The organism is Zhengella sedimenti, from assembly GCF_046506625.1.
In the GTDB taxonomy this organism is placed as follows: Bacteria; Pseudomonadota; Alphaproteobacteria; order Rhizobiales; family Rhizobiaceae; genus Zhengella; species Zhengella sedimenti.
The window spans coordinates 193,232-205,662 of sequence record NZ_JBKFFP010000007.1 but is presented as its reverse complement, the minus strand read 5'-3'; the positions used below and the strand labels follow the sequence as shown (position 1 = coordinate 205,662).

Genomic DNA, 12,431 nt, shown 5'->3' with positions numbered 1-12,431 from the left:
GATGACGGCAGCGGTCCGGTGAGCGAGACGGTGACGGTGACGATCACCGGGACGAACGACGCGCCGGTTGTCGCCGCACCCCTCACCAGCTCGGCTTCGGAGGGTTCGGCCACCTTCAACCTCGACCTCCTGACCGGGGCTTCGGATGTTGAAAGCCAGTCGCTGTCAATCGACAACGCGTCTTTCCAGGTCGACGGGGTGCCCGTCGGTTCCATTCCGGACGGCATGACGCTTTCCGGCAGCACGCTGACCGTGGTTCCGACCAGTTCTGCCTTCGACTATCTCAATGTCGGCGAAACCCTCGAGGTGACGGTCACCTATGATGTGGTCGACACCCAGGGCGGCATTACGCCGCAGACGGCGACGGTCACCATCATCGGCACCAATGATACGCCTGCGATCACGCCCGGGACGGTCAATGTGGCCGAGGATGCGAGCATCTCCGGCAATCTGGTGGGGACTTTCGTCGACCTGGTCGACGACACGTCCGGCGCGACTTTCACGCTCATCGGTTCGGCGCCCGATGGCTTCACCTTGGACGCCAACGGAAACTACGAGATGGACGCCTCGGTCGCGGCCTACCAGGATCTTGCGGCCGGAGAGACGCGGACAGTCACCGTTCTCTACACCGTTACCGATGAGTTCGGAGCAAGCAGCAGCAGTCTGCTCAACGTCACGGTGACGGGTGTCAACGATGCTGCGGTTGTGACCGGCGACTCGACCGGCACGGTGACGGAGGATGCCGGTACGCCGGCAACCGGTGACCTCGACCATACCGATGTCGACGGCGACGATGCCGACGATGCCTGGAACACCACGGTGGTGACCCAGGGCACCTACGGCACGCTGACGATGAATGCCGATGGTACGTGGAGCTATGTGCTTGACGACACCAACCCGGCAGTCGACGAACTGGACGGCCCCAGCGGAAGTGCGCTCGAAATCAACTACGGCGCGCCGCTCCAAGACACGATCGTGGTGGCGACGACCGACGGCACCGAGCACACGATCACCATCGACATCACGGGCGCCAACGACGCGGCGGTGGTGACCGGCGACTCGACGGGCGCGGTGACGGAGGATGCCGTCACGCCGGCGATCGGCAACCTCGATCACACCGATGTCGACGCCGGCGATGCCGATGATCTCTGGAACACCACGGTGGTCACCCAGGGCAGCTTCGGCACGCTGACGATCGGCACGGATGGCCAGTGGAGCTATGCGCTCGACGATGCCAATCCGGTGGTCGACGAACTGGATGCGGGCGATCTGCTTCAGGACACGATCGTGGTGGCTACCGGCGACGGTACCGAGCAGACGATCACCATCGACATCACCGGCACGAACGATGCGGCGGTTGTGACCGGCGACTCGACCGGCGCGGTGACGGAGGATGCCGGCACGCCGGCAACTGGTGACCTCGATCACACCGATGTCGACGGGGACGATGCCGATGATGCCTGGAACACCACGGTGGTGACCCAGGGCAGCTACGGCACGCTGACGATGAACGCCGACGGTACGTGGAGCTATGTGCTCGACGACAGCAATCCGGCGGTCGATGAACTGGACGGCCCGAACGGCAATCCGTCCGAAATCATCAGCGCGCCGCTCCAGGACACGATCGTGGTGGCGACGACCGATGGAACCCAGCACACGATCACCATCGACATCTTCGGTGCCAACGACGCGGCGGTCGTGACCGGTGACTCGACGGGCGCGGTGACGGAGGATGCCGGCACACCGGCGACGGGCAACCTCGATCATACCGATGTCGATGCCGGCGATGCCGATGATCTCTGGAACACCACGGTGGTCACCCAGGGCAGCTTCGGCACGCTGACGATCGGTGCGGATGGCCAGTGGAGCTATGTGCTCGACGATGCCAATCCGGTGGTCGACGAACTCGGCAACGGTGACGTGTTGCAGGACACGATCGTGGTGGCTACCGGCGACGGTACCGAGCACACGATCACCATCGACATCACGGGCGCCAACGATGCGCCGGTGATCGACGAGCCTGCATCGGATCTCATTGTCTCTGGCAATGAGGACAACCCGATCACCGGGTCGATCGTCGCCGTCGACGCTGAACTCGACACCCTGTCCTACACGCTGCTGACAGGTGGCGAGCCGGACAACGGCACGGTCACCTTCGACGGATCAGGCGGCTACACCTACACGCCGGACGCCGACTTCAACGGCAGCGACAGCTTTACGGTGGAGGTGTCGGACGGCAATGGCGGCACCGACACGGTGACGGTCAACGTGACCGTGAACGAGGTCGTTGATGTCATCACCGGCACAAACAACCCCGAAACGCTGACCGGTACGTCCGGATCCGACCGGATCGTGGGCCTGGGTGGCGCCGATACGCTGATCGGCCTGACCGGAGACGATGTGCTGATTGGCGGAACGGGAGCCGACATCCTCAATGGCGGCGCCGGTATCGACACCGTCGGCTTCGGCGGGTCGGCAACAGCCGTGCGTGTCGACATTCGCGCCACGGGTGGCGGTCTGGGCGGCGACGCCCATGGCGATACCTACCTGTCCATCGAGAACATCTTCGGAAGCCTGCACAACGATACGCTGATCGGCAATTCCGGGGACAACGGCATCTCGGGGAACGGTGGGAACGACCTCCTGTTCGGCCTGGATGGCAATGACTACCTGAACGGCATGGACGGCAATGACACGCTGATCGGCGGCACCGGGGCAGACCGCCTCAACGGTGGCAACGGAGAGGACACGGCGAGCTACTTCCAGGCCACCTCCGGCGTCACCGTGAACCTGGCAACCGGGGGAACCGGTGGTGAGGCGGCTGGCGACACGTTTGTCAGCGTCGAGCGGATCATCGGCTCCAACCATGCCGACAACCTGACCGGCGATGGTGCGCAGAACACCATTTCCGGCGGGGCCGGCGATGACCGCATCGACGGGGCCGGCGGCCGCGACACGCTTGCGGGCAACGCAGGTGCCGACACGTTCGTCTTCTCCTCGGCTGCCGAATCCGCTGCGGGTTTCGCAAACCGCGACACTGTTTCGGACTTCGTTGACGGGCAGGATCTGCTGGACTTCAGCGCCATCGACGCGAATACCGGAACCGGTACCGACGATGCGTTCAACTTCATCGGAAGATCGGGCTTCAGCGGCACTGCAGGAGAGCTTCGCTACTTCACCAACACCACGTTCAATCTCACCCTGGTCCAAGGTGACATCAACGGTGATGGTGTGGCCGATGTCGAAGTGGTGTTGACAGGCATCCATACGCTCTCGTCAGACGACTTCCTGCTCTGACAAAGCATGACGGACAATACGGCCGCCCGGCGAAAGCCGGGCGGCCGTTTCGTTTGCCGGAAGCGTGTATCGGCGCTGAAGGATGGCGAAGTTGCGGAATCAATTGACAAAATTCTTTGGCAAGACAATATTTAAAATTGTGTGATTTCAATTGAAGGCTTCGATTATTGATCCACTGGCAGCAATGAATACACATCCCGCACTGTCCAACTGGCTGGAACTGGAAAACCTTCCTCACTCGCCACCGGCCTGGACTGCCGTCCTTGAAGGACTTTGCTGCCGTGTAGGTGCGATCGGGTCAGCATTGCTGAGCGAAGATGTCGGAAGACGGATCCGGAACAGCCTGGTTAGCGAGCGGTTTCTTCCGGTGGCCGAGGCCTATTTCGCCGAAAAATGGCACCAGTCCGACATACGGGATCGTGCCTGGCGGGTCCTGAAACAGACGGGCGTTGCGGTCGACGACGACTTTTCGACACCGGAAGAGCGTGACTCCAACCCCTATTACGCTTTCGTCCGCAGGCATGGCCTGGAACATTTCATGGCTCTACGGCTGGCCACCCGCTCGGGAGACTGGGCGGTCTGCCTCTACTTCCGGAGCGCCGAGGATCTCGAGGCCTGCCGAAACGGACAAGCAGAGGCGCTGCGCCAGAGCCTGCAACGTGCGGTGGAAGACGCCCAGGCGGTGGCGGACACATCGGTTCTGGGCATGTGCGATGCCGCCCGGCAATTGGGCCTGGATTATGCGGTGGTGGACGGATCGGGCTCCGTAGCCGGCGAGATCAGTGGCGAAGAGACGATCCTTGCGCGCCTGCCGGAGCATATGCGTTGCCAGGATCCGGACGCCAGTTGCGAGAAAGGCGCAGCCATGCTGTCCTGGTCCGATCTCGAGCAAGGTCTTTCGAACCCTGTCATTCTGCGGGAAAACGACGGTACATCGATTCACCTGGGCTTCATGCCCGCGCCCGAGCCTGCGCGGCACGTCTTCGAGCCGCCCCGGCTTCTTGCCATGTGGCGGCGCTACTGCCCACGCGAACTCGATCCCGGGGATGAAGCCTTCATCACGCGGTACGGACTGACGCCGGCGGAAGCAAGGATCGCCCATGCGATTGCCGACGGCCGCCTCATCCACGAGATTGCCCGGATGTCGGGCCATTCGGAGGGGACGGTGCGCCAGCAACTCAAGTCGATCTATCGCAAGACCGAATCGTCGTCGCAGCATCAACTGGCCGCCCTGGTCTGGCGGTCGCGCTGCTAGGTCACCGGGATTGCGGATGCGTGACGACGCATGCTGGCGGAAATGGCCGCCCGTGAGGCTTCGCGCGCATTTCGGCCACGGTCGGGCAACAAATCACGGGTTGCGCCTTGTTCCGGGCTGCCAGGACAGGTAAGGTCCGCCATCGTCTTTTTGGCCGCTTCGGCGTGAACAGCGCTCCGAACCTGTCGGATGCGCCTGTCGGCTTCCAGATTTTCGATTTGTAGCCGCGGACGCCGGGCGAATGTCCGGTTCGTCCGGCCGTCGGTCCTTTCGCGCGGTCTCCGGTCCCTGGAACGGGCAGGTAACCGGTGCGTTACGATTGACGGGGAAGCCGGAAAAGACGCACGTCCATTGGCATCCGGGAAACGGATGTCCGTTCAAGGGTTAGCAAACACGGGAGAAAAGATGCAGGTCATCGTCAGAGACAACAATGTCGACCAGGCACTGCGCGTGCTGAAGAAGAAGATGCAGCGCGAGGGCGTTTTCCGCGAAATGAAGGCGCGCCGTTCCTATGAGAAGCCGTCCGAGAAGCGCGCGCGCGAAAAGGGCGAGGCGGTGCGCCGCAGCCGCAAGGCCGCCCGCAAGCTGGCGCAACGCGAGGGCCTGATTCCCGGACCCAAGCGCAAGGCACGGCCAGGCGGCCGCTGACGCATCAATGCCGGTGCGCATGAGGGGCAGGGCTGGCCGGATGCCGGAACACGGTGTCATTATTCCTGCCCGCGCGCCTTGTTTCGGACATGATTATCCGGTATCCGGTTTCTGTCGATCTGCTTGTTGAACTTTGTTTTCCGGCGCCTTGGCGTCCGCTGCGATTTTCCTCTTTCAAATCGATCTACCCGGTTGACGTGCACGGTGCGCGCCAACCCCAACTCTGTGACGTCTTGAAAAGGAAAATGTCATGACCGTCGGAACCGTCAAGTTCTTCAACACCACCAAGGGTTTTGGCTTCATCACGCCGGAAGATGGCAAGCAGGATGTGTTCGTTCACATTTCCGCCGTCGAGCGTTCCGGCCTGACCACGCTGGCCGAAGGCCAGAAGGTCGGCTTTGAGGTCGTCCGCGACGCCCGTTCGGGCAAGAACGCGGCTGCGAACCTGCAGGCGCTCTGATTTCCTGCCGCTGGCGGGCGCGCGCAAGTCGCCGCGACGCCGGGGCGGATTACAAGTTCCAGGAAAGGCCGGGCCTCGTGCCCGGCCTTTTTGCGTTCGCAAAGAACAAGAGTGCGCGTGCCTTTGCCGTTTCCACGCTTGCGTGGTGAAGCGGACCGGACCGTATCCCTTGCGATGATGCTCCTTTCTGGTGCGGCGGTTGGCCGCAGGCGCCGAAAAGGGTAGTCTGGCGAAACAGCCGCGAAAGCCCGGTCGGATTGGCGGTGTCAATCCCTGGACCGGCGGACAGATGGCTGATCCCAGGGAGGATGATCATGACAATCGACCTGAACATCAATGGCAAGACAATGAGCCTGGACGCACCGGAGGACATGCCGCTGCTCTGGGCCATTCGCGACATGGCCCGGCTGACGGGCACGAAATTCGGCTGTGGCGTGGCATCCTGCGGTGCCTGTACCGTCCACGTGGATGGCCAGCCGGTCCGTTCCTGCCAGACCTTTGTGGGCGACGTGGCCGGAAAGCGGATCACGACGATCGAGGGTCTGTCCGGTCCGGTCGCAGAAGCGGTGCAGTCGGCCTGGCGCGACCTCGATGTCGTCCAGTGCGGCTATTGCCAGTCCGGCCAGATCATGCAGGCGGTGGGCCTTCTGAGCGACAATGCCAAGCCCACGGATGCCGATATCGATGCCAGCATGAGCGGCAATGTCTGCCGCTGCGCCACCTATGTGCGGATTCGCGCCGCCATCCACGAAGCCGCCAACCGGATGGAGGGCTGAGCCATGACGATCAATGCCAATCGCCGCAATTTCCTCAAGGGGGCGGCCGCGCTTTCGGCCGCGCTCGTGGTCGGTCTGGACACGCGCGGCCTTTGGGCCGCCGCTGCCGATGGTGCGCTGATGCCCAATCCGTTCGTGCGCATCGCACCTGACGGAACCGTGACGGTCATCCTCAAGCATTTCGAGATGGGGCAGGGCACGACGACCGGGCTTGCCACGCTGGTGGCCGAAGAACTCGATGCCGACTGGTCGAAGGTCGTCACCGAATTCGCACCGGCGGATGCCAGCCGCTATGCCAACAGCGCCTTCGGCATCCAGGGAACGGGCGGGTCGACGGCCATCGCCAATTCCTTCATCCAGTACCGTGAAGCAGGGGCGGCGGCCAAGTCCCTGCTTGTCCAGGCTGCGGCAAAGGAATGGAACGTGCCGGCTGGTGAGATCGCCGTGACCGACGGCATATTGAGCCACGGGACGCGGACCGCCGGGTTCGGCGAGATGGCGGGCAAGGTTCCTGCCGACGCAACACCGGATACCACGCTCAAGACGCCGGACCAGTTCAGGCTGATCGGCAAGGACCGTCTGCCGCGCAAGGACACGCCGGCCAAGACCAATGGCACGGCCACTTTCGCCATCGACGTGTTGCCGGAAGGAACGATCCATGCAGTCGTGCTCCATGCGCCGAAGTTCGGTGCCACCGTGAAATCGGTCGACGACTCGCAGGCGCGCAAGGTCGCCGGCGTCGTCGATGTACGCCAGGTGCCGACGGGCGTCGCCGTCTATGCCGAACACACCTGGGCGGCGATCAAGGGCCGCGAGGCGCTGAGCGTCGAATGGGATTTCTCGAACGCCGAAACCCGCTCGTCCGATGCGATGGAAGCCGAATATGCCAGCGCGCTGGACGAGGACGGACTGATTGCCCGCAATGACGGGGATGCGGCCGGTGCGCTGGCCTCCGCGGAGAAAACCATCGAGGCGGAGTTCCACTTCCCCTTCCTCGCCCATGCGCCGATGGAGCCGCAAAACTGCGTGGTGCAGATCGCGGACGGCAAGGCGACCTTGTGGGACGGCAACCAGTTCCAGACAGTGACGCAGGGCGCCGTGGGCGCGATTTCCGGCGTCGGGCCTGAGAATACCGCCATCCATACGCTCTATGCGGGCGGCTCGTTCGGACGGCGGGCCAATTTCAATGCCGACTACCAGGCCGAGGCAACCATGGTCGCGGCGGCGCTTGGCAACGGCAAGCCGGTGAAGCTGGTCTGGACACGGGAAGACGACATTCGCGGCGGCTACTACCGTCCGATGACGAAGCACCGCATCCGCGCGGGCGTCGGCAAGGACGGCAAGGTCGTGGCCTGGCATTCCAGCCTGGCCAACAAGTCGATCTTCACGGGCACGCCCATGGAGAAGGCGGTGGTGCACAATGGCGTCGACCATTTCTCGGTCGAGGGCGCATCGGACACGGCCTATGCCATCCCCAACATGCGGGTGGACGTGCGCAACATGGAAACGCCGGTGCCGGTCCTGTGGTGGCGCTCGGTGGGGCACAGCCATTCCGGCTATGCCATGGAGGTGGCCATCGACATGCTCGCCGAGGCCGCCGGGCGCGATCCGGTGGAACTGCGCGAGGAGCTTCTCGCCAATGCACCGCGCCATCTCGGCGTCCTGCGGCTTGCCGCCGACAAGGCGCGGTGGGGCAGCGACCTGCCGGAAAACTGGGGCCGGGGCGTTGCCGTGCACAAGTCCTTCAATTCCTACGTGGCGGAAGTCGCGGAAGTGTCGGTCACGGATGGCAAGGTGAAACTGGAGCGGATCGTGGCCGCCGTCGACGTTGGCGTGGCGGTCAATCCCGACGTGATCCGCGCCCAGGTGGAAGGCGCCATCGGCTATGGCCTCGGCCATGTCATGCGCAACAAGATCACCTTCACCGACGGGGAAGTCGACCAGTCCAACTTTCCGGACTACGAGCCGCTCCGGATCGGCGACATGCCGAAGATCGAAGTGCATATCGTGCCTTCGACCGAGGCGCCGACGGGCATCGGCGAGCCCGGCCTGCCGCCGGCGGGACCTGCCATTGCCAATGCGATCTTCGCGGCGACCGGCAAGCGTGTCATGCGGCTGCCGATGATCGATGACGGCATCGAGTTCGCCTGACGGAGGGAACCGGCAACCGGACGGGACGGGGGTCTCCCCTCCCGCCCGGGCGGCAGCCGGTCAGGCTGGCGGCGCGATGACGACTTCCGTCGTCCAGTCCTCGCACTGGCGGGTCAATGCAGGCGTGAGCGCGCGGTCTGTGAAAAAGGCGTCGATGGCCGACAGCGATGCGATGCGCGCCGGTGCGGTTCGCTGGAACTTGGAATGGTCGGCGACGAGATAGGCCTTGCGGGCCTGGCGCAGGATCGATTTCGAGACATTGACCTCCTGGATGTCGAAATCCAGCATGTCGCCGTCCTGGTCGATGGCCGAGCAGCCGACCACCGCCAGATCGAACTTGAACTGCATGATCGTCTGCGTGGCCAGATCGCCGACAAGACCGCCATCGGAGCGGCGCAGCGTGCCGCCGGTGACGATGACCTGGCAATCTGGATTGGTCGCCAGGATATTGGCCACGTTGATGTTGTTGGTGACCACCAGCAGGTTGCGGTGATGGACGAGCTGGCGGGCCACGGCCTCCGTGCTGGTACCGATGTTGATGAAGACGGAAATGTCCTCGGGAATGCGCGCCGCGCAGGCCTTGGCGATCCGTGTCTTCTCCGCCTCGTTCAGTCCGCGCCGGTCCTCGTAGCCTATATTGGTCGTACCCGACGGCAGCATGGCGCCACCGTGAACGCGTTCCAGCCTTCCGGCCTCGGCCAGTTCGCTCAGGTCGCGGCGAATCGTCTGCTGGGTGACATGGAAATGCCCCGCCAGACCTTCCACTGTCACACGGCCGTCGCGGCGCGCGATCTCCAGGATCTCGGTGTGACGGAAATTCTGGGACATGCCGGTTCCTTCCTCATCCGCCGGAGTGTGGCCGACTCCGGTTCGGCTACCGGAGATTTTCGTTATTGCGCGTTATTTGTCAAATTGGCGTCCAACCGCGTCATCCGGACGGTCATATCGGCCGATAAAATCGTTTCGCATGTGCGAAACGGATGCGCTTGGATGGCAGTATCGCGCTGATAATCCATGAAATTCAGCCTTTTGGCCCGAAACGAACATTTTTGAAAGCATAATGTTTTCATTTCTGTTGGGTTGTGTTAGTTAATGGCCATTGGCGGAAACCTGTGGGAGGAGCCGTTGCCAAGCGGGCCGGAACAACAATCGGCGTTCGATCTGTTCGTGATCGGCGGCGGCATCAATGGCTGCGGCATCGCGCGCGACGCGGCAGGCCGCGGGCTTTCGGTCGGCCTGGCGGAGATGAACGACCTGGCCTGGGCGACATCATCGGCGTCGACGAAACTGTTTCACGGCGGTTTGCGCTATCTGGAGTATTTCGAGGTGCGCCTGGTGCGCGAGGCGCTGATCGAGCGCGAGGTGCTGCTTGGCGCCATGCCGCACATCTCTTGGCCGATGCGCTTTGTGCTGCCTTACCATTCGGGCATGCGGTTCGATTCCGAGACGCCGGCTTCGCGCCTTCTCAACACGGTCATGCCGTGGATGAAGGGGCGGCGGCCGGCCTGGATGATCCGCCTGGGCCTGTTTCTCTACGATCACCTTGGCGGACGCAAGATCCTGCCGGGTACCACGACGCTCGACCTCGACGGCACGCCGGAGGGCGCGCCATTGAAGGACGCGTTCCACAAGGCCTTTGAATATTCGGATTGCTGGGTGGAGGATTCGCGCCTTGTCGTGCTCAACGCGCGCGATGCGCAGGCGCGGGGCGCGCAGATCATGGTCCGCACGAAGGTCATTTCGGCCGACCGCGCGGACGGCGGCTGGACCGTCACGCTCGAGAACGCCGAAACCGGCAAGCGCCGGCAGGTGCGCGCGCGCATGCTGGTCAATGCCGGCGGGCCATGGGTCGGCGACATCATCGCCACGAAAGCCAGGCTGAACACGTCGGAAGGCGTCCGGCTGGTGCGTGGCAGCCACATCGTCACCCGGCGCCTCTACGATCACGACAAGTGCTACTTCTTCCAGGGCCGTGACGGGCGCATCATCTTCGCCATTCCCTACGAGGACGATTTCACGCTGATCGGGACGACCGACAAGGAGCATGACGATCCGTCGGTGAAGCCGGAATGCACGCCCGAGGAGCGCGACTACCTGTGTGCCTTCGCGTCGGAATATTTCCGGACGCCGGTCACCAAGGACGACATCGTCTGGACCTATTCCGGCGTGCGCCCGCTCTATGACGATGGTGCCACCTCGGCCACGGCCGCGACGCGCGACTACACGCTCAAGGTCGATGACGAGGCCGGTGCGCCCATCCTCAACATCTTTGGCGGCAAGATCACCACATACCGACGGCTGGCCGAAAGCGCGATGGAGCATATCGCGCCCCATTTCCCCGGTTTGCCGGGTCCCTGGACGGCCGGCGCGGCGCTGCCCGGCGGCGACTTTCCCGTCGATGGCGTGGCGGCGCTGCAGGCCAGGCTTTGCCAGGCCTACCCCTTCCTCGACGAGCGCCAGGCGGCCCGGCTTGTACGTGCCTACGGGACGGAAGCCTTTGCCGTGCTTGGCGATGCCAAGAGCGCCAACGATCTCGGTGAGGACTTCGGCGCGGGGCTGAGCGAGCGCGAAGCCGAATGGCTGATGGACCGGGAGTTCGCGCGGACGGCGGAGGATGTCGTCTGGCGGCGCAGCAAGCTCGGCCTGCGCATGACACAGGCACAGATCAGCGCCCTGGAAGGCTGGATGGACGGCAGGCGCGCCGCCGAAGCGTCCGCGGCAGCGGAATAGGCGCTGGAGGAGAAGGCTCGAATGACACTGGTACTCGACAGGGTCTCGAAAGTGGTGAGCGGGCGGACGCACATCCATCCCACGACCCTCGAATTGCGGAACGGCACGATGAACGTGCTGCTTGGGCCGACGCTGTCGGGCAAGACCTCGCTGATGCGGCTGATGGCGGGGCTCGACCGGCCATCGACGGGCCGCATCCTGTGGAACGGCGATGACGTGACCGGCATGCGCGTCCAGGACCGCGCCGTCGCCATGGTCTACCAGCAGTTCATCAACTATCCCTCGATGAGCGTCTACGACAACATCGCCAGCCCGCTGCGGCTGATGGGCAAGGGAGCGGCCGAGATCGACGCGGCGGTTAAGAAGACCGCCGAGATGATGAAGCTGACGCCAATGCTGGGCCGCAAGCCGCTGGAACTTTCCGGCGGCCAGCAGCAGCGCTGCGCGCTTGCCCGGGCGCTGGTCAAGAATGCCGGTCTCGTGCTGCTCGACGAACCGCTGGCCAACCTGGACTACAAACTGCGCGAGGAATTGCGCGTCGAGATTCCGAAGATCTTCGAGGAGGCCGGGTCGATCTTCGTCTATGCCACGACGGAACCGGAAGAGGCTCTTCTGCTTGGTGGCAACACGGCGACGCTCTGGGAAGGCCGGGTGACGCAGTTCGGGCGCACGCCGGAGGTCTACCGCAAACCGGTGGATGCGACCACGGCGCGTGTCTTCTCCGACCCGCCGATGAATTTCCTGCCCGTTTCCAAGACCGGCAACCGGCTTCTGTTCGGCGACGGGCAGTCGGTGGCGGCTGCCGGCAAGCTGGCGGAGGTTGCCGACGGACGCTACCTGGCTGGCTTCCGTCCCAATCACCTGGAGGTGGAGCACCACACGCCGGACGCCATGAAGTTCACGGCAACGCTGGCGATCACCGAGATCACCGGGTCGGAGACCTTCATCCATCTCGACCATCATGGGGAGAAATGGGTTGGCCTGATCCACGGTGTCCATGACCTGACGATCGGCGAGCCGCTCGCGGTCTGGCTCGATCCGGCCCATGTCTACATCTTCGCCGAGGACGGCCAGCTCGTCGTTCCCGCAGCCTATGCGATTGCCGCGTGAGGGG

General features: G+C 63.8%; 9 protein-coding genes. 8 read left to right on the top strand and 1 reads right to left on the bottom strand.

Annotated elements, in window-relative coordinates; all coding sequences use genetic code 11:
• The 6 genes from ACLB6G_RS18125 to ACLB6G_RS18100 form a co-directional block, all read left to right on the top strand.
• Positions 1–3,297, top strand: a 3,297-nt coding sequence (locus ACLB6G_RS18125; protein WP_410357616.1) for a VCBS domain-containing protein, incomplete at its 5' end; no start/stop codon positions are given.
• Between the two features lie 151 nt (positions 3,298–3,448).
• Entirely contained in the window at positions 3,449–4,552 is a 1,104-nt protein-coding gene (locus ACLB6G_RS18120; RefSeq protein WP_410357615.1) for a helix-turn-helix transcriptional regulator, read from the top strand.
• Positions 4,553–4,957: 405 nt separating this feature from the next.
• On the top strand, positions 4,958–5,200 hold the full coding sequence (gene rpsU, locus ACLB6G_RS18115; RefSeq protein ID WP_410357614.1) for a 30S ribosomal protein S21: 243 nt from the start codon (positions 4,958–4,960) through the stop codon (positions 5,198–5,200).
• 250 nt (positions 5,201–5,450) lie between these two features.
• A complete protein-coding gene (locus ACLB6G_RS18110) occupies positions 5,451–5,660 on the top strand; it encodes a cold-shock protein (protein WP_410357613.1) in 210 nt (69 codons plus the stop codon).
• Positions 5,661–5,974: 314 nt separating this feature from the next.
• Positions 5,975–6,436 carry a (2Fe-2S)-binding protein gene (locus ACLB6G_RS18105; protein WP_410357612.1) on the top strand — a complete coding sequence of 154 codons (462 nt, stop codon included), beginning with the start codon at positions 5,975–5,977 and terminating at the stop codon, positions 6,434–6,436.
• Positions 6,437–6,439: 3 nt separating this feature from the next.
• Positions 6,440–8,587, top strand: a complete 2,148-nt coding sequence (locus ACLB6G_RS18100; protein ID WP_410357611.1) for a xanthine dehydrogenase family protein molybdopterin-binding subunit — start codon at positions 6,440–6,442, stop codon at positions 8,585–8,587.
• A gap of 60 nt (positions 8,588–8,647) precedes the next feature.
• Here ACLB6G_RS18100 and ACLB6G_RS18095 read toward each other — a convergent pair whose 3' ends face one another.
• Positions 8,648–9,415: a DeoR/GlpR family DNA-binding transcription regulator gene (locus tag ACLB6G_RS18095; protein WP_410357610.1), complete on the bottom strand. Its 768-nt coding sequence runs from the start codon at positions 9,413–9,415 to the stop codon at positions 8,648–8,650.
• Positions 9,416–9,679: 264 nt separating this feature from the next.
• On the opposite strand from ACLB6G_RS18095, the gene glpD reads away from it, so the two are divergent.
• Positions 9,680–11,317: a glycerol-3-phosphate dehydrogenase gene (gene glpD, locus ACLB6G_RS18090; protein WP_410357609.1), complete on the top strand. Its 1,638-nt coding sequence runs from the start codon at positions 9,680–9,682 to the stop codon at positions 11,315–11,317.
• Positions 11,318–11,338: 21 nt separating this feature from the next.
• Complete coding sequence (locus tag ACLB6G_RS18085; protein ID WP_410357608.1) at positions 11,339–12,427, top strand: ABC transporter ATP-binding protein; 1,089 nt, start codon at positions 11,339–11,341, stop codon at positions 12,425–12,427.
• Positions 12,428–12,431: the final 4 nt, after the last annotated feature.

Excerpts from the sequence above, each read along its gene's own strand:
- rpsU (WP_410357614.1), top strand. The coding sequence starts at position 4,958 with ATGCAGGTCATCGTCAGAGACAACAATGTCGACCAGGCACTGCGCGTG.
- ACLB6G_RS18110 (WP_410357613.1), top strand. The coding sequence starts at position 5,451 with ATGACCGTCGGAACCGTCAAGTTCTTCAACACCACCAAGGGTTTTGGC.
- ACLB6G_RS18105 (WP_410357612.1), top strand. The coding sequence starts at position 5,975 with ATGACAATCGACCTGAACATCAATGGCAAGACAATGAGCCTGGACGCA.
- ACLB6G_RS18100 (WP_410357611.1), top strand. The coding sequence starts at position 6,440 with ATGACGATCAATGCCAATCGCCGCAATTTCCTCAAGGGGGCGGCCGCG.
- ACLB6G_RS18095 (WP_410357610.1), bottom strand. The coding sequence starts at position 9,415 with ATGTCCCAGAATTTCCGTCACACCGAGATCCTGGAGATCGCGCGCCGC.
- glpD (WP_410357609.1), top strand. The coding sequence starts at position 9,680 with ATGGCCATTGGCGGAAACCTGTGGGAGGAGCCGTTGCCAAGCGGGCCG.
- ACLB6G_RS18085 (WP_410357608.1), top strand. The coding sequence starts at position 11,339 with ATGACACTGGTACTCGACAGGGTCTCGAAAGTGGTGAGCGGGCGGACG.